The organism is Paraburkholderia caffeinilytica, assembly GCF_051027425.1.
Classification (GTDB): domain Bacteria; phylum Pseudomonadota; class Gammaproteobacteria; order Burkholderiales; family Burkholderiaceae; genus Paraburkholderia; species Paraburkholderia caffeinilytica_A.
In genome coordinates this window covers 892,178-910,891 of record NZ_CP186552.1, presented here as the reverse complement: position 1 = coordinate 910,891, position 18,714 = coordinate 892,178, and the positions used below count along the sequence as shown (strand labels likewise).

Annotated in this window: 18 protein-coding genes, 1 other RNA gene and 1 riboswitch; of the genes, 10 read left to right on the top strand and 9 right to left on the bottom strand. The window is 63.1% G+C overall.

Annotated features, from left to right (window positions below):
• The first annotated feature begins 119 nt into the window (after positions 1 to 119).
• From cobU to ACOSV0_RS03985, 4 genes are read left to right on the top strand one after another with little or no spacing between them, the layout of a single operon-like run.
• Positions 120 to 674 carry a bifunctional adenosylcobinamide kinase/adenosylcobinamide-phosphate guanylyltransferase gene (cobU, locus tag ACOSV0_RS04000; protein ID WP_434108886.1) on the top strand — a complete coding sequence of 185 codons (555 nt, stop codon included), beginning with the start codon at positions 120 to 122 and terminating at the stop codon, positions 672 to 674.
• Positions 674 to 1,609 carry an adenosylcobinamide-phosphate synthase CbiB gene (gene cbiB / locus ACOSV0_RS03995; protein ID WP_434108885.1) on the top strand — a complete coding sequence of 312 codons (936 nt, stop codon included), beginning with the start codon at positions 674 to 676 and terminating at the stop codon, positions 1,607 to 1,609. The genes cobU and cbiB overlap by 1 nt, the downstream gene beginning before the upstream one ends.
• Positions 1,602 to 2,639, top strand: a complete 1,038-nt coding sequence (gene cobD / locus ACOSV0_RS03990; protein ID WP_434108883.1) for a threonine-phosphate decarboxylase CobD — start codon at positions 1,602 to 1,604, stop codon at positions 2,637 to 2,639. Before cbiB ends, cobD begins: the two co-directional genes overlap by 8 nt.
• The gene (locus tag ACOSV0_RS03985; RefSeq protein ID WP_434108882.1) at positions 2,636 to 3,547 is read left to right on the top strand and encodes a cobalamin-binding protein; all 912 of its coding nucleotides are present in this window, start codon (positions 2,636 to 2,638) and stop codon (positions 3,545 to 3,547) included. Before cobD ends, ACOSV0_RS03985 begins: the two co-directional genes overlap by 4 nt.
• Before the next feature lie 28 nt (positions 3,548 to 3,575).
• Here ACOSV0_RS03985 and ACOSV0_RS03980 read toward each other — a convergent pair whose 3' ends face one another.
• The 7 genes from ACOSV0_RS03980 to ACOSV0_RS03950 all read right to left on the bottom strand — a co-directional run bounded on the left by ACOSV0_RS03980 (position 3,576) and on the right by ACOSV0_RS03950 (position 11,539).
• Positions 3,576 to 4,991, bottom strand: coding sequence for a Fic family protein (locus tag ACOSV0_RS03980; RefSeq protein WP_434108881.1), 1,416 nt, complete (start codon positions 4,989 to 4,991; stop codon positions 3,576 to 3,578).
• A 207-nt stretch (positions 4,992 to 5,198) separates the two neighbouring features.
• Complete coding sequence (gene cobC, locus ACOSV0_RS03975; protein ID WP_434108879.1) at positions 5,199 to 5,789, bottom strand: alpha-ribazole phosphatase; 591 nt, start codon at positions 5,787 to 5,789, stop codon at positions 5,199 to 5,201.
• On the bottom strand, positions 5,774 to 6,550 hold the full coding sequence (locus ACOSV0_RS03970) for an adenosylcobinamide-GDP ribazoletransferase (protein ID WP_434108878.1): 777 nt from the start codon (positions 6,548 to 6,550) through the stop codon (positions 5,774 to 5,776). Before ACOSV0_RS03970 ends, cobC begins: the two co-directional genes overlap by 16 nt.
• A gap of 75 nt (positions 6,551 to 6,625) precedes the next feature.
• On the bottom strand, positions 6,626 to 7,687 hold the full coding sequence (gene cobT, locus ACOSV0_RS03965; RefSeq protein ID WP_434108877.1) for a nicotinate-nucleotide--dimethylbenzimidazole phosphoribosyltransferase: 1,062 nt from the start codon (positions 7,685 to 7,687) through the stop codon (positions 6,626 to 6,628).
• 37 nt (positions 7,688 to 7,724) lie between these two features.
• Positions 7,725 to 8,561: an ABC transporter ATP-binding protein gene (locus tag ACOSV0_RS03960; protein ID WP_434108876.1), complete on the bottom strand. Its 837-nt coding sequence runs from the start codon at positions 8,559 to 8,561 to the stop codon at positions 7,725 to 7,727.
• A complete protein-coding gene (locus tag ACOSV0_RS03955) occupies positions 8,561 to 9,616 on the bottom strand; it encodes a FecCD family ABC transporter permease (protein WP_434108874.1) in 1,056 nt (351 codons plus the stop codon). Before ACOSV0_RS03955 ends, ACOSV0_RS03960 begins: the two co-directional genes overlap by 1 nt.
• A 27-nt stretch (positions 9,617 to 9,643) precedes the next feature.
• The gene (locus tag ACOSV0_RS03950) at positions 9,644 to 11,539 is read right to left on the bottom strand and encodes a TonB-dependent receptor domain-containing protein (RefSeq protein ID WP_434108873.1); all 1,896 of its coding nucleotides are present in this window, start codon (positions 11,537 to 11,539) and stop codon (positions 9,644 to 9,646) included.
• 91 nt (positions 11,540 to 11,630) lie between these two features.
• A riboswitch (cobalamin riboswitch) is annotated at positions 11,631 to 11,887 on the bottom strand.
• A gap of 207 nt (positions 11,888 to 12,094) precedes the next feature.
• Between ACOSV0_RS03950 and ACOSV0_RS03945 the strand changes: the two genes are divergently transcribed.
• The 5 genes from ACOSV0_RS03945 to ACOSV0_RS03925 all read left to right on the top strand — a co-directional run bounded on the left by ACOSV0_RS03945 (position 12,095) and on the right by ACOSV0_RS03925 (position 14,535).
• A complete protein-coding gene (locus tag ACOSV0_RS03945; protein ID WP_434108871.1) occupies positions 12,095 to 12,451 on the top strand; it encodes an ATPase in 357 nt (118 codons plus the stop codon).
• Positions 12,448 to 12,762, top strand: a complete 315-nt coding sequence (locus ACOSV0_RS03940) for a cell division protein ZapA (protein ID WP_434108870.1) — start codon at positions 12,448 to 12,450, stop codon at positions 12,760 to 12,762. Before ACOSV0_RS03945 ends, ACOSV0_RS03940 begins: the two co-directional genes overlap by 4 nt.
• Positions 12,763 to 12,872: 110 nt before the next feature.
• Positions 12,873 to 13,054, top strand: a non-coding RNA gene (gene ssrS, locus ACOSV0_RS03935) — 6S RNA.
• Between the two features lie 95 nt (positions 13,055 to 13,149).
• Positions 13,150 to 13,608: an EVE domain-containing protein gene (locus ACOSV0_RS03930; protein WP_434108868.1), complete on the top strand. Its 459-nt coding sequence runs from the start codon at positions 13,150 to 13,152 to the stop codon at positions 13,606 to 13,608.
• Positions 13,609 to 13,803: 195 nt separating this feature from the next.
• Positions 13,804 to 14,535: an SIMPL domain-containing protein gene (locus ACOSV0_RS03925; RefSeq protein WP_434108867.1), complete on the top strand. Its 732-nt coding sequence runs from the start codon at positions 13,804 to 13,806 to the stop codon at positions 14,533 to 14,535.
• Between the two features lie 179 nt (positions 14,536 to 14,714).
• On the opposite strand, the gene lgt is transcribed toward ACOSV0_RS03925, so the two are convergent.
• Positions 14,715 to 15,620, bottom strand: a complete 906-nt coding sequence (gene lgt, locus ACOSV0_RS03920) for a prolipoprotein diacylglyceryl transferase (RefSeq protein ID WP_434108866.1) — start codon at positions 15,618 to 15,620, stop codon at positions 14,715 to 14,717.
• 136 nt (positions 15,621 to 15,756) lie between these two features.
• Positions 15,757 to 16,740, bottom strand: a complete 984-nt coding sequence (locus ACOSV0_RS03915; RefSeq protein WP_434108864.1) for a LysR family transcriptional regulator — start codon at positions 16,738 to 16,740, stop codon at positions 15,757 to 15,759.
• A gap of 215 nt (positions 16,741 to 16,955) precedes the next feature.
• On the opposite strand from ACOSV0_RS03915, the gene ilvD reads away from it, so the two are divergent.
• Entirely contained in the window at positions 16,956 to 18,629 is a 1,674-nt protein-coding gene (ilvD, locus tag ACOSV0_RS03910) for a dihydroxy-acid dehydratase (protein WP_434108862.1), read from the top strand.
• The last annotated feature ends 85 nt before the right edge of the window (positions 18,630 to 18,714 follow it).

Sequence of the window (18,714 nt, the reverse complement as noted above, 5' to 3'; positions counted from 1 at the left end):
ACAACAGCGACACCACGATAAGCAATAGCGCGATACCGCAGCGAATCCTCGATGCAGCGATTCGAAGGCGGCATTATCCCATCGTGCCGGCATGCGCCGCACGCCGGTACAATCACGCGATGATTCCCCGCGACCTCACCTTCGTTCTCGGCGGCGCCCGTTCGGGCAAGAGCCTGCACGCCGAACAACTGGCGAACAGCAGCGCCCTGCCCGTCACGTACGTCGCCACCGCGCGCGTGACCGACGACGCCGAATTCAGCGCGCGCATCGCGCATCATCGCGAGCGGCGCCCGGCGCATTGGCAATTGCAGGAAGCAGGCGTCGATCTCGCCGCCGTGGTGACGCAAATCGACGCGCCACACCACTGCATTCTGATCGACTGCCTGACGCTATGGCTCGCCAACCTGCTCTGCCCGCCCGACGGCGACGGCTTGCCGGTCGATCACTATCACGCGCATTTTGCTGCTTTCGAAGCGGCGCTCACCAACGCCAAAGGCAAGATCATCGTGGTCAGCAATGAAATCGGCCTGGGCATCGTGCCGCTCGGCGCAGAGACGCGCCTCTATGTCGACGAACTCGGCCGGCTCAATCAGCGCATCGCCGCATTGAGCACCCAGGTCACGATGATGGTCGCGGGCTTGCCGCTCGCCCTGAAAACGGCGGGCAGCGCGTGATGCTGTCGCTCCCTCTGATCGTTACGCTGGCAGTGGCCGGTGTTGCCGTCGACCGTTGGCTCGGTGAGCCGCGCACCGCGCATCCACTGGTCGGTTTCGGTAACTGGGCGAAGCGCCTCGAAGCGCACTACAACACCGGCCGACGCCTGCGGCTCAAAGGGCTGCTCGCATGGTCGCTGGCGGTCATGCCGCCGGTGCTGATCGCCTGGTGGCTCGTCGCCGTGTTGCCGTTTTTTGCGGCCTGCGCGGTGCACGTCGTGCTGCTGTGGTTTGCCCTCGGCGCACGCAGTCTGCACGATCACATTGCGCCGATCGCGCAGGCGCTGGAGAAACGCGACCTGGCACAAGCGCGTCTCCTGACCGCGCGCATCGTGTCGCGCGAAACCGCTCATGCCGACGAAGCGGCGCTGTCGCGCGCCGCCGTCGAATCCGCGCTGGAAAACGGCAACGACGCGATTTTCGGGGCACTGTTCTGGTTTGCGATCGCGGGCGGTCCGGGCGCACTGGGATTTCGCCTGGCCAACACGCTCGACGCCATGTGGGGCTACCGCACGCCGCGCTATTTGCGCTACGGCTGGGCCGCCGCGCGAATCGACGACGTGCTCAACTGGATTCCCGCGCGCCTCACCGCAGCGAGCTATGCCTTACTCGGCGACACGCGCACCGCGCTGCGTTGCTGGCGCGAACAGGCGCCGCGGTGGGACAGTCCGAATGCCGGGCCGGTGATGGCGTCGGGCGCGGGCAGTCTGAACGTATTGATCGGCGGTCCCGCGGTGTATCACGGCGCGCTTGAACACAGACCGGCGCTGGGCTTCGGCCATCCCGCGAAGGCCAGTCATGTCACGGCGGCATTGATGCTGGTCGAGCGCACGATCATTCTCTGGCTGGCGGTGCTGATCGTGCTGGCGTTGCTGAGTGTGCCCTTTCATGGCTGATCGGACGGCTGGTCATCAAGCGGATAGTCGCACCGCGTTCAACGCCGTGGTTCACGGCGGCAATCTGCACGAAGCGGCCGAGCGTTACGGCATTCCGTACGCGCAATGGCTCGACCTGTCGACCGGGATCAATCCGCACGGCTATCCGGTGCCGCCGGTTCCCGCCGATGCGTGGCGCCGCCTGCCCGACGAAGGCGATGACTTTGCCGCCTGTGCCGCGCATTACTACGGCGCACCCGATGCCGCGCATGTGCTGCCCGTGGCAGGAAGCCAGGCGGCAATTCGCGCGCTGCCCTCGCTGCTGCCGCGCGGCCAGGTGGGTATCGCGCCGCTCACGTACAGCGAATACGCGCCCGCATTCGAGCGGGCCGGACATGAGGTCGTGCCACTGGATGTGTCCTGGGACACCTTGCCCGACACGCTCGCGCACGTGGCCGTTGTGAATCCGAACAATCCGACCGCGGAGCATCTGAGCGCCGGCAAGCTGCTGCACTGGCATGCGCAGCTCACCGCGCGCGGCGGCACGCTGCTGGTCGACGAAGCCTTCGCCGATACGATGCCATCGGCGTCGCTTGCAACAAGCACGCATCGCGACGGTTTGATCGTGTTGCGTTCGCCGGGGAAATTTTTTGGGCTTGCCGGCGTGCGTGCCGGCTTCGTGCTCGGCGCGCCGGCTTTGCTCGACGCATTGCGTCGTACGCTCGGGGCGTGGACGGTCAGCGGTCCGGCTCGTCATGCTGTCAAAGCCGCCTTTGAAGACGTGGCGTGGCAGCGGCAGATGCGTACGCGGCTCGAGGCCGAAAGCGCCCGTCTGGTAAGTCTGCTGCATGCACACGGTCTCGCCACACGCAGCACCCCGCTCTTTGCGTGGACTGACGATGCACGCGCCGCCGCACTGCATGAGGCGCTAGCGCGACGCGGCGTGTGGACACGGCTCTTCACGGCAACGGGCAGTGTGCGCTTCGGGCTGCCCGCCAGCGACGCGGAATGGACGCGCTTTGAAGAGAGTCTGCGCGAGGCTATTCGATGATTCGACTGCTGCGCTTCGTAGTCGCCGCGGCACTTTGCGCGAGCGCGCTGAATGCCTATGCCGCAATCACCGTCACCGACGACACCGGCGCAACCGTCACCTTGCCTGCGCCCGTTCAACGCGTCATCAGTCTCGCGCCGCACGTCACCGAATTGCTCTATGCCGCGGGCGGCGGCGCAAAACTGGTCGGCGCCGTGTCCTACAGCGACTATCCGCCTGAAGCGAAGCAATTGCCGCGTGTCGGCGACAACAAGGCGCTTGACCTCGAACGGATCGTCGCGTTGAAGCCCGATCTGATCGTCGTGTGGCGGCATGGCAATGCGCAGCGCCAACTCGATCGCTTGCGCGAAATGCATGTGCCATTGTTCTTCAGCGAACCGCATCATCTCGGCGACGTTGCCGTGTCGCTGACAAAGCTCGGGCAATTGCTCGGCACCTCGCCGACCGCCGACGCGGCGGCGGCTGCATATCGCCAGGACATCGCACGACTGCGCACGCAGTATGCGAGCCGGCCGCCTGTCAGCGTGTTCTATCAGGTGTGGGATCAGCCCTTGATGACGCTCAACGGCGAACATATGGTGAGCGACGTGATTGCGCTATGCGGCGGCCGCAATGTGTTTGCGAAACTCGAGCCGCTGGTGCCGACCGTCTCGACCGAAGCGGTGCTCGCGGCGAATCCGGAAGCGATCTTCACCGCCGCGCCCGGCGCCACCAAACCGGACACCACGTTGCCGCAACTCGACACATGGCGCGCGTGGCCGAGCCTCAAAGCGGTGGCGAACAACAATCTGTTCGCCATCGACGGCGATCTGATCAACCGGCCGGCGCCGCGTATCGCGCAAGGGGCGAAGCAGATGTGCGAAGACCTGGAGCTAGCGCGCTCGCGCAGGAAAAGCGGCGCGCAATGACGCGAGTCGCCAGGCCTAAAGTTCGGCGTCAGTGCGAGGCCGTCTCGGCTCGCTTGAACGGCCAGCGCTCGAATTCAGAAAGCCGCAGCCGGTAGCGCGCGACGTTGCCAAGATAGAGGTGATCGAGATCGGACTGGATCGCGTCGACGAACGAGGACACATCGCCTGCAACCACCAGATTCTGCGCGAGCGTTTCGATCTCGCCGCGCGTGCCGGCCACGCCGCCGCGAATCACTTCCTGCACCACCTGTATCAATGCGTTGCGATACTTGAGGCGAAACGCGTCCGGCTCGCCGATCGATTGGCGAATCGCCAGATAGCGCTGACATGAGCGCTCGTATGCCCAGATGAAGACGTCGCGCAGCAGATCGACGCGATTGCTTTCATAGACGCCGAGTGTGCCTTCGATATACGCCTTTTCGGGAACGTCGATGAACGACAGCGGACACAGATTCTGCCGGATCAGCGGGATATTCGCGGTCAGACGCGACACGCGTTTGTTGACGTCTTCGAAAGGCTGCAGATACGGCAGGTGCACCATGCCGAAGAAAGCCTGCTCGAAAGGATCGTCGATCTGGGCGGCCTTGTTCAACACCGCCTCGAAGCATTCCGCGATTTGCTGTGGCACGGCGAGCGGGAAAAATACGGTGCCGCTGATCTCCACTTCGCGCGCGCGCAAACGACCGCTGGCGAACGGGTCGGACATCAGGTTATCGGAGAGAATCGCGTGAAGATTCAGCACGGTGAAGCGGTTGAAACCCACCTCGTCCGCACTCTCGACAATCATCTCGATTGCGGCCTTGTGATTCAGGATCATCTGCGTTTCCTGGGCGTCCTTGCCTTCCGCAATGTGCCCTTGCTCGATCAGCCGTACGGTGTCGAGCCGCGTATACGTGTTGCCCTCGAGCCGCGACGACGCCCATGACAAATCGATCAGAAGCCGGCTCATGATGTCGCGTGCGTAAGTACCGGCCGGCCGTACGTCCGCCGACGTGCGGCCCCATTCATGCAGGCGTTCACGCTGAGCTTGCGATAGATACGCGTCCTGATTCGGACGATAGCGTTCGAGAAACGCACGGTTATAGCCGACCGGCCGGCGCTCGTGCAGCGGCCTGTTCACTTCCGCCCTTACCTCGAGGCCCGCACTCGATACGGGCACGTAGGCCTCGCCGGAAGCGCTTGCGCCAGCGATAACCTGGGTGGGGAAAACAACCGCGTCAGGCGCCGCAGCCTGCTTATAGGACACTGCCCGGCCGGCACCTTCCGAGACGATCCGGCCCGCCTCGAGCAACACGTCGAGACGACGTTGCAGCGTGCGGCGTTGCATGGGATGAGGCCGCGTTGCAAGCGCCGCTGCAAGCGAACGAACGCCTCGCCCCTCGGCGCTTGCGGCGATGAGCTGCTCGATCAGATCCAATTCCCGCTTGATGCCACTGCTGTTCATGCGCGCCACCTCGTGCCAATGTGTCGCGATAAATCCTAAACGCGACACTTTTTCATGGCATTGTGGCACAAATCACGCGAATCGCGACACTTTTCCCTTCTTAAAGTGTCACGATTTCTGTTTTCGCGACAAATTTCCTGAAAAAAGTGTCACGAATAAAGCTGGACTGACGCAATTCCGGGAGCTGCAGCGGCCAAGCCCCCGCCCTCACACGTTCCACCTCACCAACGACCACTGCTGCGTCTCATCATCCCTGCGCAGCCAGACAATCCCCGCCATCTCCAGCGACCAGCGCAGACAGCTTTCCAGCTGCACCTCCAGCACCTGCGACGCGATCACCCGTATCACCCCGGCATGCGTAACCACATACGCCGGCGACAGCTCGCGCGTCAGCGCGAACGCATCGAACCATGCACGTACCCGCGTGACGAATTGCGCGACGCTCTCGCCGCCATGCGCCCGCGCGTGCTCGAAGTTAGCCGCCCAATCGTCGAGCAAGCCGCGATCGATCGCATCCCAGCGCTGCTGCTCCCAATCGCCGAAATTCATTTCCTTCAGACGATCGTCATGACTAAGCGCGCAACCGAAATCGTTCGCCATAACCGCTGCCAGCGTCGCGCAACGCGTCAGCGGGCTCGACATCAGCACACGCGGCGACGGCACCTGCAAGGTCGCCAGTTTCAGGGCAAGGGCACTCGCGGATATTTCGACGTCTTCGGCAAGCGCCACGTCGCTGTGGCCGTAGCACACACCCGAATCGAGCGCGACGGCAGGATGACGGATCAGGACGATATCCATGCGAGCCCCACGAGGTAGATGCTCAGTTCAAAGATCTGTTGCGCAAAGCCGAGACAGTCGCCGGTGTAGCCACCGATGCGCCTGACGAAATAGCGGCCCAATGCAAAGCGCAGTGCCACCAGCACGGCGAACGTCACACAAGCGAAGCGCCAGTTCGGCGAATCCAGCCAGTTCGGCCAGAGCAGCAACGGCAAACCGAATGCTGCCGCGCAGAGCAACGCGGGGCCGCTCAAGCGCTGCGCAACCGGTTTGGCTTTACCTTCGGCGCGCACATAGTCGAGTGTGGCCAGATAGCTGATGGCGAACACGCGGCTTGCCGCATGCGCCGCAATCATCAGACTTGCGGCGCGCACTGGCGGCAACGCGGTGAGCGTTTGCCACTTCAATGCCAGCGCGACCACGAGCGCGATGGCGCCGAAAGCACCAATGCGCGAATCATGCATGATCCGCAACACGTCCTCGCGCGTATAGGCGCCACCGAACGCATCGACGCAATCGGCGAGGCCGTCCTCGTGGAATGCGCCGGTAACGAGAAGCGACGCAGCCATCGACAGCAGCACCGCCACACCCGCTGGAAAGACATGCAACGCCGCGAGATAAACCAGCGCGCTCAACCCGCCGATCAATAGGCCGACGAGCGGAAAATAACGCGCCGCAGCATTCAGATAATGCGGCTCGTAGCCAACCCACCGTGGTACTGGCACGCGCGTGAAATAGCCGAGCGCCGTGAAGAAATAACGCAGTTCAGCGAGCGGGTTCATGAGCGAGCGAGGCGCATGCTTCTAAATGGCTGCTCTTTGCACGGCAGCACCCTGGATGACGACGCCTTCGACAGATCACCCCTCACGATTCGCGACGCCGGCCGATTCGAAGCTCGCCATTTCGTTGACGAACGCCACCGCCGCGCGCAACAGCGGCACCGCGAGCACCGCACCGGTGCCTTCGCCAAGACGCATATCGAGCGAGAGCAATGGCAACGCGCCGAAATGATCGAGCATGCGGCGGTGCCCCGCCTCGTTCGACGCATGCGCGAACACGCAATATTCGCGCACCTTCGGTGCGAAGGCATCGGCCACCAGCAAGGCCGAGGTCGCGATGAAACCGTCGACAAGGATCGTCATCCGGGCTTGCGCGGCGGCGAGATACGCGCCTGTCATCATCGCGATTTCGAAGCCGCCGAAAGTGGCGAGCACGTCGAGCGGATGGTTGGAAACGGCGTGATGCGCAACTGCGGAGGCGAGTACGTTGCGCTTTTTCGCGAGCCCCGCGTTGTCGAGACCGGTACCCCGGCCGACACATTCGTCGATCGGCACGCCGCACAGGCGGCTCATCAAACACGCGGCCGACGACGTATTCGCAATGCCCATTTCGCCGAAGCCGATCACATTGGTGCCGAGCGCCGCATGATGCCGCACGCGAGCCGCGCCTGCCTGCATGGCGGCAAGTGCCTGCTCGTGCGTCATCGCGGGTTCGTGCACGAAGTTGCGCGTGCCGGCCGCAACCGGAATGTCGATGAGACCTTCAGTGGACGGCAACGGTGTGGCAATGCCTGAGTTGACCACTTCGAGTTCGACGCCGGAGACGCGGCTCAAGGCATTGATCGCCGCGCCGCCCGCCAGAAAGTTAGCGACCATTTGCGCGGTGACGGCTTGCGGATAAGGGCTCACGCCTTCCTGCGCAATACCGTGGTCGCCGGCGAACACGATCATCGCCGGACGTGTGACCGTGGGGTGCGTCGTCCGCTGGATCAATCCCATCTGGCGTGCGAGCGTTTCCAGCCGCCCAAGACTGCCAGGCGGCTTGGTCTTGGTATCGATGATGTGTTGCAGTTCGGCACGCAGCGTTTGATCGAGCGGTTCGACTTCGGTCAATCCCGGCAAACCTGGCAAAGAAGTCATAGACGTTTCTAAAAGAGAGAATGTTTTGATGAAGCGGTTAGCTTGCTGGTATGTCATGACCCGCAGGCGATTCGTGACGCAAGCGCGGCGCGGGAATCAGCGCCTCGTGCTCGCCGTCGCGAATCAGAATCAGCGGATAGCCGAACGCGCGGCTCGTCAGCGTGGGCGTCAGCACGTCGTGCACCGGTCCGGCATACGCGCCGCCGTTGCCGTCGAGCAGGAGCGCATGCGTGGCGAAACGGCGCGCGAGGTTCAGATCGTGACACGAAAACATCACTGTACGCCGAGGCTCGTGCGTCCAGGCAGTCAGCGCTTCGAGACAGTCGATCTGGTGATGCAGATCCAGATGCGAGAGCGGTTCGTCGAGCAGCAACAACGGCGCTTCCTGGCACAACACCGCCGCCAGCGCGACGCGTTGACGTTCGCCGCCCGAAAGCGACAGGACGTCGCGCGCGGCGAATGCAGCGAGGCCCAATGCGTCCAGGGCGGCATGCGCGGCGGCCCGATCGGCCTCGCCCTCCCAACCCCAACCGGTCAGATGCGGGAAGCGGTTCAGCATCACGATATCGAGCACGCTCGCGCTGAAGGCGTCCGCGGCATTTTGCGGCATCAACGCGCGACGCTGCGCGAGCGGCAACGGCAGCCAATCGGCGAGACGCATGCCGTCGAGTTCGACATGACCCGCCGCGGGTTGCGCCAGACCGGCGAGCGTGGACAGCAAGGTCGTCTTGCCCGCGCCGTTGGGCCCGGCAACACACCAGATCTCGCCTGCGTAGAACGTATGCGTGAAGGCGTCGAGCAAGGTGCGCATGCCCGCACGCAAGGTCAGGCGTTGCGCGCTAAGCGCCGAATGCGGAGCGTTGTGTGCGTTCATCAGCGGCGCCTGCGCAACAGCATCCACAAAAACACCGGCACGCCGACGATCGACGTGATCACGCCGACCGGCAATTGCGCCGGGGCAATGACGGTACGCGCGATCAGATCCGCGCCCATCACCGCGACACCGCCGCCGAGCGCCGCGGCGGGAAGCAGCATGCGCTGATCGTTACCGAACGCGAGCCGCAACATATGCGGCACCACCAGGCCGACAAACCCGATGGTGCCCGCCGTGGTCACCGCGGCGGCGGCGGCCAGCGACGCCACCAGATACACGCGCAAGCGCAGCGGCATCACGGCTACACCCAGCGCCTGCGCGGCAGCATCGCCTCGCAGCAGCACATTCAGACGCGGCGCAACCGGCACGATTGCCATCAGCACGACGACCAGCGCGGCGAGCGCCGTCCACGGCATCGCGCCACCGTTCAGATCGCCGGTCAGCCAGAACAGCATGCCGCGCAGCCGATTGTCCGGTGCAAGGTTGAGCAGCAAGGTGATCAAAGCGCCCCAACCGGCCGCGATCACTGCTCCGGTCAGCAGCAAACGCGGCGACGTATCCTGCGGCTCGCCGCGCCACAACTCGCGGCGCGCGAGGCCAAGCACCAGCAGGATCGACACGAAGGCGCCGGCGAACGCGCTGGCATCGACGATCCACCACGCGCAACCGGCGATCATCGCGACCAGCGCGAACGTCGCCGCGCCGCCCGACACGCCTAACACGTAGGGTTCGGCCAACGGGTTGCGCAACAGCACTTGCAGCAGCGCACCCGCCAGCGCAAGCAGCGCGCCGCATGCAAAGCCGGCCAATGCGCGCGGCAAGCGCAGTTTGCGCACGATCTCACCGGCGAGATCGCCGGACTCGATATGCGACGCGTGCGACGGAACCAGCGCCGCCAGCACGCGCGCCGGCGCAACCGACACGCTGCCGAGCGCGAGCGACGCCATCAGCACAGCCAGTGCGATTGCCGCGAGCGCGAGCCAGATCGCGGCCGCGCGCTTCGCGCTCATCGCGCGCAACGGGGTCGTGGGCATCGTGCTCGAGCCGCGGTTCATCGGCACGTTCTCATGCAAGTACGTTCGTCACTGCTGCTGCCAGCCGACCGTGACATACGCACCGCGCCGCGGCGAGTTATACGAGTAGGCCGTTTCATAGTCCTTGTTCAACAGGTTCTGGATTTGCGCGGCCACGTACCATGCCTTTGTGATGTTGTAGCGCGCCGACAGATTCACCACACCATAGCCGCCCAGCGTACCGCTGCTATCTTCACGGGCGCCGCTGACGATCCACTCGCCACCGACACGCCACCCCGCGATGCTGCGGTTCACCGCCAGCGAGGCAAAGCGCCGTGCGCGCCGAACGAGATCGGTATCGCTATCGAGGTCGACCGGATTTTGCAGCGTCACCGATGCGCGCACATCCGTCCTGCCCACATGGCCGCTCCACGATCCTTCGAGCCCCTGCACCTTCGCATGGCCCACATTCTCGGCCAGATAAATACCGGGCGTGACCTGCTGGTAGTCGATCAGATTCGAATAACGCGTCTGAAACGCGCTCAGACGCATCACACCAAGCGCATGCGACGCGTACTGCAGCGCTGCTTCGATCGAATGACTACGCTCCGGCTGGATCGACGGATTGCCGCTGATCGGATAGTACAGATCGTCGAAGCTCGGCGCGCGGAACGAATCCGAATAGCTTGCAGTCGCCTTCCAATGTTCGGCGATGTCGAAACCGTAGCCGAGATAGTAACTGTTCGCCCCGCCGAAATCGGAATACTGATCGTGCCGCACATTGGCCTGAATCTGGTTGCGCCCAAAGCGCCCCGTATAGCCGGCAAAGCCCGAATCCACATGCCGGTCGGGCGCCGCGAACGTATCCGAATCGAGGCTCTGATCGAGATGCTCGTAGCCGACCTGCAGTTTCTGTTGCGCGGCGAGCGCGAAATCGTTTTGCCACGTGTACTGGCGATTGTCGGTATCGAAGCGGCCGTTGTAGAGGCCGTTGGTATTCGACACGCTGCGGTCGTCTCCTTCGGAAACGATGAAGTGCGTGGTCCACCAGTCGGTCAGTTTGCCGTTCGCGAACAGCGATACCTGACGCACTTTGCTATACAGGTTGTTCAGATCGGTTGGCACGCCGTACGCATTGTCGTAGCTGTTATTGCCGTTCGACTGGAAATAGGTGGCGCCCGCGTCCCACTTGTCGCTGAACTTGTGACGCAGCGAAGCCGAGATGCTTTCGTTCAGATAGCCGTTCGCGTTCGGATTCGCGTTGGGCGCCTGGGCCGGATTGAGCGAGGAGAAGCCGTCGTCTTTCGAGCGCGCGAGCGAGATGCTGAAGGTCGTGCTGCCGTCTTTGTCCAGCGCGCCGTTCACGCCCACCTGCTGCGTCTGCGTGTGATAGCTGCCGTAGCCCACCGAAAAATTGAAACGCGGCGGATGGTCGCCGCCGTCTTTGGTGAACACCTGCACCACGCCGCCAATTGCGCCGGAGCCGTAAAGCGCGGACACGTTGCCATTCACGACTTCGACGTGATCGATCTGGTCGAGCGGAATCTGCGCGAGTTGCGGCGCGCCCAGACTCACCGAATCGACCCGCACGCCGTCGATCAGCAACAGCGATTGCGTCGACGATGCGCCGCGCAGAAACAGGCTCGTCGTGGAACCCGGGCCACCGGTGCGCGAAATTTGCGCGCCGGGCGCGAGTTGCAGCAGACCCGGCAAATCGGTCGCGGTCGTATCGGCAATGTCCTGCTGGTCGAACAGCGTGGTCTGCGGGATCGCGTCGGCGAGCGGTTGCGGCCCGCGCTCCGCGGTCACGACAACAGGTGACAACACCGCGGGAGAGGAACCGGCAGTGTCCAAATCGGTAGAAGAAGATGAGGACGGCGACGAAGAAGAGGCAGCTTGAGCATGCACGACGAGCGGCAGGCTCGCAAAAGCGAGCAGTACCGCGCGAGCGATAGGGGACAGCATGGGGTGACATTCCTGTGGATGGCGTGCGCGGCCCGCTTCCCCGCAGGCCGATGCGTAACGAGGCGCCCGCGCTATTTTACGTTTGCGTGGGAGCGATCCTCTCCCTCTGGCCGGTATCCGGGCTGGCGACACATCGATCCCGCCTTCCCACGCGTGACGCGCAGTGGCACACTCGCATGTTCAGCTTCAAACACGCGATCAGGATCGACCTGCATGACGTATGCGGTCGCTTACCGTTGCGGGGGCAGCGCAGGTTCGCGCGTTCTGGCGAACGGCGCACCCTGCTTCCCGTTTAACTGCGCGCACTATGGAAAAGCACGCGCGGGCACCAGAGTGCGGCCAGTTTAGGAGCGGCCCTCGAGTCCGTCAAGAATGGTTAATCCGTGCGCAATCTGTTCTGTTATGTGCAGGTTATTGTCCGATGCACGCGCCGTTTTTCATCATATGGTCGATAAAAGCCTGCACAAAGCGATGTTGTTACGTCTCGAAACGAGACAATTGTCGGAACCTGCGACATTCCGCGCTAAAATGCGATGTCTTTAGAGGACGCAGCAGATGCTCACCGAACTCGAAACACTTTCACAGAATATCGGCAAGCTGATCACGATCAGCCAACGCCACAATGAAGCGCGGCTCGCGCTCGAAGATCAGCTCGCCCAAACGCGCGCCGAAGCAGAGGCCACGCGCACTGAACTCGCCTTGATGCGCGAGGAGCGCGATGCACTGCAAGCGGAACGCGACGCGCTGTCGGCAAAGATCGACGACGCACAGGTACGCCTGAATGCGATCCTCGAAAAGCTGCCGCGGGCTCGTGCGCACAGCGAGCCGGACAATCAGCTCGATCTGCTCGAGGCAGCGCCGCATGAGGAAGAAGCGGAGAGCGATGCCACCCGCCATGGAGAAAATGCATGACCACCAAGCAGATCGAAGTATCGATTCTCGGCGTGCCCTATCGCCTCGCCTGCTCGCCGGAAACGGAAGGCGCGCTGCTTGAAGCGGTTGCACGGGTCGACGCCGAGATGTCGAAGATCCGCAATAGCAGCAGCGTGCGCGGCACGGATCGCATTGCCGTCATGGCTGCGCTGTCGCTGGCATCGGAACTGCTTAAGCTGCAAACCAGCGTGCGACACGGAGAAGCATTTCCCGCCGAAGAAATCCGGCGTACAATGCATCAAATGAACGAACAACTGGGTACTGTGATTCAACAGTACAGCATGCAGTAAGCACCCAGCAGTCTCGAGCAATTTCAAGTAGCCGGTCCTGAGATCGGCTGCGAATTCAAGTGGAATGCATGAGCAAAGACTCACGCAAACCATTGAGTTCCATCGGTTTGACTTCCCTGCCTGGTTCGCCAAGGTCATATATTCCTTGAACCAATGCCATGTGCACGGTTGTGGAAATTTGTAGCACGGGTGTGCGCGTCACTCTGTCTGATGTACCCGAAGTGCTGCTAACTGCGACCAATTCTGAACCCCCGGTTCAGGATGCCGGCCTAGCGGCTAAGGCGGGGACCTTATTCAAAACGGCATCGGACTTCGGTTCGGTGCCGTTTTTCTTTTGGTCCCGCTTTTTCTTCTGTATTCTCAAACCTTTAACGTTCAATTCGATTCATGCGCTACTGGCTAATGAAGTCCGAACCGGACGAAGCAAGCATCGACCATCTCGCTGAAGCACCGCAACGCACGTTGCCGTGGACCGGCGTGCGCAACTATCAGGCGCGCAATTTCATGCGCGACATGATGCAGGTCGGCGACGCGGTGCTGTTCTATCACTCGAGTTGTCCTGAGCCAGGCATTGCGGGGCTCGCGGAGGTGTCCTCCACCGCCTATCCGGACCCCACTCAATTCGATAAGAAGAGCCCCTACTACGACCCGAAGTCGTCGCAGGAAACGCCGCGCTGGCTACTCGTCGACGTGGTGTTCAAGAAGAAGATCCCGTTGATCCCGCTTTCCGCGTTGCGCGAGCATGAGGAATTGAAGGACATGCGTGTGCTCGCCAGAGGCAACCGCCTGTCGATCACGCCGGTAACCGAAGCCGAGTGGCGCTTCATCACCAAGCGCCTTGTTTGACGTTGCATGCGCACATGCGGCCGCTGTCGCTGCTTCATGTGTCAATCTGCACGCAGATGAAAGCAAACGTTGAGCAAACGTCAAATTAGGGAACCAAGCCCAGGTTACAAGCGCCTAACGGACTCGCAAACGCCGTGCCATTGCGCGGCGTTCGCCCCAATCGTGCACAAACCTGTTCAAGCAAGGAGTCCAAAAATGACGAAAAACACCGCACGTGCACTCGCTCTCGCGCTCGTCTGCGTCGCCCCGGCCGCGCTCGCGCTGACGCCGGCCATGGCCCGCGCGCAGGGCGTGACACAGTATCAGCCCGCGGGCGTGCTGTCGCTGAATGCACAGGCAAGCGCGGAAGTGCCGCAAGACGTCGTCGATATCACGCTGTTCTATGAGCAGGAAGCGAGCGATCCGTCCGCGCTCACCTCCACGCTGAATCAGCGCGCCGACGCGGCGCTGCAAAAAGCCAAGGGTGTGAGCGGCGTAACGGCTCGCACCGGCTCCTTCTCGATCTACCCGTCCACCGATCGTGACGGCCGTATTTCCGCATGGCGCGGCCGTACCGAGGTTGTGCTCGAATCGCACGACTTCGCCGCGGCCTCGAAGCTCGCAGGCCAGATGGCGTCGATCATGCAGGTCGGCAACGTGCAGTTCTCGCTGTCGCCTGAAGCGCAGCGTGCCGCGGAACAGAAGCTCACCGGCGAAGCCATCAAGTCGTTCCGCGAGCAGGCGGCTTCGTCGGCACAGGCGTTCGGCTACAGCAACTATTCGATTCGCGAAGTCAACGTCGGGCACAACGGCGTCATGCCGCGTCCGATGATGATGATGAGCGCACGCGCCATGAGCGCCGATGCCAAGGCATCCGCGCCTGTGCCGCTCGAAGGCGGTACGTCGACCGTGACGGTCAACGTGTCCGGTTCGGTGCAGATGAAGTAACGCGTCTTACGCTTGATGGTCTGCTTCGAGGCAGAAAAGCAAAAAGCCACGGCATGCCGTGGCTTTTTTCATTGGCTGTTCACTACGATAAACCGTAGCCATCAGTGAGCGCTAACCGACCGCGCTGATTCATCACGCGTCGGCGATAGAACCGCACGCAGTACGATAAACCGCTGCGCTCAGTTCGCGCTGACCGCTTGCGCCGGTTCACGCCGCGCACGGCGATAGGACCACACCAGCATGCCGATGCCAACGAGGATCATCGGCAACGAGAGCCATTGGCCCATCGAAAGCCCCATTGCCAGAAGCCCAAGGAAGTCGTCCGGCTCACGCGCGAATTCCACCGTGAAGCGTGCCAGGCCGTAGCCGATCAGGAACACCGCGGAAATCGCGCCCATCGGCTTCGGTTTGCGCGAGAAGAAGAACAACACGAAGAACAGCGCCACGCCTTCGAGCGCAATCTCATACAACTCCGACGGATGGCGCGGCAGCATGTGATATTGCGCGAACACTTCGTTCAGATGCCATTGCGCGGCCAGTTGCGGATGCGTGGTGAGCCACGTGGCGTCGTCCGGTGCGGCGCCGGGAAACAGCATCGCCCACGGCGCTGACGGATCGGTCACACGTCCCCACAACTCGCCGTTGATGAAGTTGCCGAGGCGCCCTGCCGCGAGCCCGGTCGGCACCATCGGCGCGACGAAATCGGTGACCTGCAGCCACGAGCGTTTGCGCTGATACGCGAACAGCACCATCGCCAGCGTGACGCCGAGGAAGCCGCCGTGAAACGACATGCCGCCTTCCCACACCTTGAAGATGTCGAGCGGATGCGCGAAGTAAAAGCTCGCCTTGTAGAACAGCACATAGCCGAGCCGGCCGCCGAAAATCGTCCCGAGCACGCCGTAAAACAGCATGTCGTCGATGTCTTTGGCGGTCCAGCCTTGCGCGGCGACATACGGCAAACGCAGCCGCAGCCGGCCGACGACGATCGCCGCGATGAACGCGACGAGGTACATCAATCCATACCAGCGCACAGCAAGCGGCCCCAGATGAATGGCAACGGGGTCGAAATTCGGGTGAATAAGCATCGTGTTGTTATGGGCAGTTCAGGTTCAGAAGCGGATTTCTAGTCGGGTTTCAAGCAGCAGCCGATGGTTTGCGCATCATGCGGCGCATGCGTTGGACGGTTCGGTTTGCAATGCGTTCGCGGCAACGTCGACGAGCCTAGTCACGAGGCGCCGCGAACTGCGCCTCCAAGGTAGCCGCATGCGCTCGCACAATGTCGATGAAGCCGGCCAACACCGGCCCCACCTCCGCCGTGCGCCAGACCAGCCCCGTCTCGATCGCCGGTACCGATTCGACGAACGGCCGGTACACGACGCCGGTGCGGCGCAGGTTACGCAACGATTGCGGCACCAGTGCGACGCCCATGCCGGCCGACACGAGGCTCACGATCGTCTGCATCTGAATCGCCTCCTGGCCGACCCGGGGTACGAGGCCCGCCGCGCCGTAGCAATCCATAATGATGTCATAAAAGCCTGGCGCCAAACGTCTGGGGAAGATCACGAGCGGTTCGCCGGCGACGTCGCGCAGGCTAATCGGTGTGTCCAGCCACTCGGCGCGCGCGTCGGCATCAGACCCGGCGGTGCTGCCCGCGCGCGCCGCCGTTTCCGTCGACATCGCGATCACCAGCGGCTCACGGGCGATTGGCAGCCACGAAAGCTGGGTGGCATGGCGCGACGGCAGCGGCGCGATTGCGAGACCCGCGTCGATGCGCCCGGCCACGAGCTCTTCCACCTGCACGTCGCTGGTGGCTTCCGTCAATTCGAGGCGCACCCGTGGATGCCGCGCGCCGAAATCACGCAGCAGCAAGGGCAGCAGGCCGTAATCGGCCGTGGAGACGAACGCCAGCGACAGCGTTCCCGCCTCGCCCCGCGCAAGGCTCTGCGCCAGCGGCCGCAGCCCCTCGGCGCCCGCCAGCAGGCGCTGCACTTCCGGCAGCAGGTCGGCGCCCACCGGCGTGAGCTCCACCGAACGCTTGGTGCGCGCGAACAGCGCCACACCGAGCGTGTCCTCCAGCGCGCGGATCGCTTGTGACAACGGCGGCTGCGTCATGGAAAGACGCGCGGCCGCCCGTCCGAAGTGCTTTTCTTCGGCGACGGTGACGAAATAGCGCAACTGGCGCAGATCAGGGATAGCAGGCAGCATGATTAATATATTTTACGACCTAATCGAGCCTGAATAATATATTGGACACACTTCTGGCAAAACTGCATCCTTGCGCAACGCGTCGGAACTAAACTGGACTGAAGCGCCGTCGTACCGGCCGGCAAGCGCATTGGCGACGTCGGCGCAGCGCCTGCCGCGCCGGCTGGGCGGCAAACACGCAGCACGGATCAAAACAAAACAGATCGGAGTCCCCCATGGCATACAACCGTCGTTCGAAGAACATCACGCAAGGCGTGGCGCGTTCACCGAACCGCTCGATGTACTACGCACTCGGCTACGAAAAGGCCGATTTCGACAAGCCGATGATCGGCATCGCCAACGGCCACTCGACCATCACGCCGTGTAACGCCGGCCTGCAACGTCTGGCCGACGCGGCCGTCGCTGCGGTCAAGGGCGCCGACGCGAATCCGCAGATCTTCGGCACACCGACGATTTCGGACGGCATGTCGATGGGCACTGAAGGCATGAAGTACTCGCTGGTGTCGCGCGAAGTCATCTCCGACTGTATCGAGACGTGCGTGCAAGGCCAGTGGATGGACGGCGTGGTGGTGATCGGCGGCTGCGACAAGAACATGCCGGGCGGCATGATCGGCATGCTGCGCACCAACGTGCCGAGCATCTACGTGTATGGCGGGACGATCCGTCCGGGCAACTGGAAGGGCACCGACCTGACCATCGTGTCCTCGTTCGAGGCCGTGGGCGAATTCACGGCGGGCCGGATGTCGCAGGAAGATTTTGAAGGGGTCGAAAAGAACGCGTGCCCGTCCACGGGTTCGTGCGGCGGCATGTACACCGCCAACACGATGAGCTCGTCGTTCGAAGCACTCGGCATGTCATTGCTGTATTCGTCGACGATGGCCAATCCGGACCAGGAAAAGGTCGACTCGGCGGCCGAATCGGCACGCGTGCTGGTCGAAGCGGTCAAGAAAGATCTGAAGCCGCGCGACATCGTCACCCGGAAGTCGATCGAAAACGCTGTGGCCGTGCTCATGGCCACGGGCGGCTCGACCAATGCCGTGCTGCACTTCCTCGCCATCGCCCACGCGGCTGAAGTGGAATGGACCATCGAGGACTTCGAGCGCATGCGCAAGAAAGTGCCGGTAATCTGCAATCTGAAGCCGTCGGGCCAGTTCGTGGCGACCGATCTGCACAAGGCCGGCGGCATCCCGCAGGTCATGAAGATCCTGCTCGACGCAGGTCTGTTGCACGGCGACTGCATCACGATCACCGGCAAGACGATCGCCGAAGAGCTGAAGGACGTGCCGAGCAAGCCGCGCGCCGACCAGCAGGTGATTTTCCCGATCGAGCAGGCGCTGTACGACGAAGGCCATCTCGCGATCCTGAAGGGCAACCTGGCCGTTGACGGCGCCGTCGCCAAGATCACCGGCCTGAAGAACCCGGTGATCACGGGCCCCGCCCGCGTGTTCGACGACGAGCAAAGCGCGCTGGAAGCCATTCTGGCCAACAAGATCGTTGCGGGCGACGTGGTCGTGCTGCGCTACCTCGGCCCGAAGGGCGGCCCCGGCATGCCGGAAATGCTCGCGCCGACGTCGGCAATCATCGGTAAGGGACTCGGCGAAAGCGTCGGCCTGATTACCGACGGCCGCTTCTCGGGCGGCACCTGGGGCATGGTGGTCGGCCACGTCGCGCCGGAAGCGTTCGTGGGCGGCACGATCGCGTTCGTGCAGGAAGGCGACTCGATCACGATCGACGCGCACAAGCTGCTCCTGCAACTGAACATCGACGACGCCGAACTGGAACGCCGCCGCGCGGCATGGCAGCAGCCGAAGCCGCGCTACACGCGTGGCGTGCTGGCGAAGTACTCCGCGTTGGCCCTGCCGGCCAACAAGGGCGCAGTGACGGGCTAAGCGTGCATTGATGTGGTTCCTGATTCGCCCCGGTTCCCGGGAGCGGACCAGGACCGCTGCTCGAAGCCACATAGGCTACGTAAAA

Bases quoted from the DNA above. Each gene is read 5' to 3' on its own strand.
- cobU (WP_434108886.1), top strand. From the start codon at position 120: ATGATTCCCCGCGACCTCACCTTCGTTCTCGGCGGCGCCCGTTCGGGC.
- cbiB (WP_434108885.1), top strand. From the start codon at position 674: ATGCTGTCGCTCCCTCTGATCGTTACGCTGGCAGTGGCCGGTGTTGCC.
- cobD (WP_434108883.1), top strand. From the start codon at position 1,602: ATGGCTGATCGGACGGCTGGTCATCAAGCGGATAGTCGCACCGCGTTC.
- ACOSV0_RS03985 (WP_434108882.1), top strand. From the start codon at position 2,636: ATGATTCGACTGCTGCGCTTCGTAGTCGCCGCGGCACTTTGCGCGAGC.
- ACOSV0_RS03980 (WP_434108881.1), bottom strand. From the start codon at position 4,991: ATGAACAGCAGTGGCATCAAGCGGGAATTGGATCTGATCGAGCAGCTC.
- cobC (WP_434108879.1), bottom strand. From the start codon at position 5,789: ATGGATATCGTCCTGATCCGTCATCCTGCCGTCGCGCTCGATTCGGGT.
- ACOSV0_RS03970 (WP_434108878.1), bottom strand. From the start codon at position 6,550: ATGAACCCGCTCGCTGAACTGCGTTATTTCTTCACGGCGCTCGGCTAT.
- cobT (WP_434108877.1), bottom strand. From the start codon at position 7,687: ATGACTTCTTTGCCAGGTTTGCCGGGATTGACCGAAGTCGAACCGCTC.
- ACOSV0_RS03960 (WP_434108876.1), bottom strand. From the start codon at position 8,561: ATGAACGCACACAACGCTCCGCATTCGGCGCTTAGCGCGCAACGCCTG.
- ACOSV0_RS03955 (WP_434108874.1), bottom strand. From the start codon at position 9,616: ATGAACCGCGGCTCGAGCACGATGCCCACGACCCCGTTGCGCGCGATG.
- ACOSV0_RS03950 (WP_434108873.1), bottom strand. From the start codon at position 11,539: ATGCTGTCCCCTATCGCTCGCGCGGTACTGCTCGCTTTTGCGAGCCTG.
- ACOSV0_RS03945 (WP_434108871.1), top strand. From the start codon at position 12,095: ATGCTCACCGAACTCGAAACACTTTCACAGAATATCGGCAAGCTGATC.
- ACOSV0_RS03940 (WP_434108870.1), top strand. From the start codon at position 12,448: ATGACCACCAAGCAGATCGAAGTATCGATTCTCGGCGTGCCCTATCGC.
- ACOSV0_RS03930 (WP_434108868.1), top strand. From the start codon at position 13,150: ATGCGCTACTGGCTAATGAAGTCCGAACCGGACGAAGCAAGCATCGAC.
- ACOSV0_RS03925 (WP_434108867.1), top strand. From the start codon at position 13,804: ATGACGAAAAACACCGCACGTGCACTCGCTCTCGCGCTCGTCTGCGTC.
- lgt (WP_434108866.1), bottom strand. From the start codon at position 15,620: ATGCTTATTCACCCGAATTTCGACCCCGTTGCCATTCATCTGGGGCCG.
- ACOSV0_RS03915 (WP_434108864.1), bottom strand. From the start codon at position 16,740: ATGCTGCCTGCTATCCCTGATCTGCGCCAGTTGCGCTATTTCGTCACC.
- ilvD (WP_434108862.1), top strand. From the start codon at position 16,956: ATGGCATACAACCGTCGTTCGAAGAACATCACGCAAGGCGTGGCGCGT.